General features: G+C 30.7%; 2 protein-coding genes. Both read left to right on the top strand.

Annotated elements, in window-relative coordinates; translation table 11 throughout:
* The first annotated feature begins 222 nt into the window (after positions 1 to 222).
* Positions 223 to 561 (top strand): IS110 family transposase, encoded by a 339-nt coding sequence (locus AC6CHK_RS16105; protein WP_498097904.1) that lies wholly within the window; start codon positions 223 to 225, stop codon positions 559 to 561.
* The gene (locus tag AC6CHK_RS16100) at positions 552 to 1,199 is read left to right on the top strand and encodes a transposase (protein ID WP_498097902.1); all 648 of its coding nucleotides are present in this window, start codon (positions 552 to 554) and stop codon (positions 1,197 to 1,199) included. The genes AC6CHK_RS16105 and AC6CHK_RS16100 overlap by 10 nt, the downstream gene beginning before the upstream one ends.
* The last annotated feature ends 15 nt before the right edge of the window (positions 1,200 to 1,214 follow it).

Genomic DNA, 1,214 nt, shown 5'->3' with positions numbered 1-1,214 from the left:
CGAAAATTACTCCTTTAGATTTGTAACAGGAAAAATAATATATTTATTAAGAAGAGAAAAGTGTTTAAGTAAACTAACAAATACTCCGAGTAAAACTCATAGTTCGATTAAGACTTAAACACTTTCTTATCAAAAAACTCAGATAGAAATTCGGGATTGCAGCCCATTATTAAGGAGTTGAGATCATGATAAGTTTCTCTTTCAATTATCAAAAACAAATTTATGGAAAAAGTTTTTATTGGAATTGACATCAGCAAATTAACTCTGGATGTTTTCGTTAATAGTTGTTCTACAACGCAACATTACCAAATTGAGAATTGTTCGAAAGCTATCAAAAAGTTTTTAAAAAGCTTTCCCAATGATGCAAATATCATTGTAGGAATGGAAAATACAGGAAGATATAATTTTGAACTTTACGAAGTTTTAAGCAGTATGAATCTGCTGGTTTTTGTTATCAATCCACTTCATTTAAAGAAAAGCATTGGTCTTTTAAGGGGTAAGAATGATAAACCCGACAGTCAGAGAATAGGTGTGTTTTTAGAAAAAATTATATGGATTTAGAGCCTTGGGTTTCGAAATCTTCAGATATTCAAAAGATAAGTTTACTCAATGCAGAACGCAGACACAGAGTAAAAATAAAAGCAGGTTTATTAAGGCAGATGAAAGATGTAAGCTTTCTTAAAAATCATACAGATAAAGAAATTATAAAACTTAATAAACAGTTGATTCTACTTTTAGATAAACAGATTAAAGCAGTTGAGAAAAAGATTGTATATATTATTGAATCGAATGTAGAATTAAAGGATCAATATGAAAGAATACAGACTGTCCCGGGTGTTGGGAAAGTATTAGCTACTATGCTGATTGTTAAAACTAACGGGTTTACAGAGATTCAATCGGCAAGAAAGATGGCCTGTTATTCAGGAGTAGTTCCGTTTGATCATCGCTCAGGCTCTTCAATCTATTACAAGCCTCGAGTCTCGACAATGGCTGATAAGGAATTAAAAAAGATTTTACATTTAGCTGCGTTGAGTTCAATAAGATTGACAAATGATCTCGCTACATACTTTAAAAGAAAGGTTTTAGAGGGAAAGAATAAAATGTCTGTCTTAAATGCAATTAGAAATAAAATCATACACAGAGTTTATGCTTTGATAAAAAATAATTCTGTGTATGAAAATAAGTTGCTTATGTCATAGAAATCGAACTGACGA

Source organism: Chryseobacterium sp. GQ58 (assembly GCF_059758895.1).
This window is presented reverse-complemented; position numbering and strand designations above follow the sequence as displayed.

What these genes read in the sequence shown, in the direction of transcription:
- AC6CHK_RS16105 (WP_498097904.1), top strand. Translation starts at nt 223, where the DNA reads ATGGAAAAAGTTTTTATTGGAATTGACATCAGCAAATTAACTCTGGAT.
- AC6CHK_RS16100 (WP_498097902.1), top strand. Translation starts at nt 552, where the DNA reads ATGGATTTAGAGCCTTGGGTTTCGAAATCTTCAGATATTCAAAAGATA.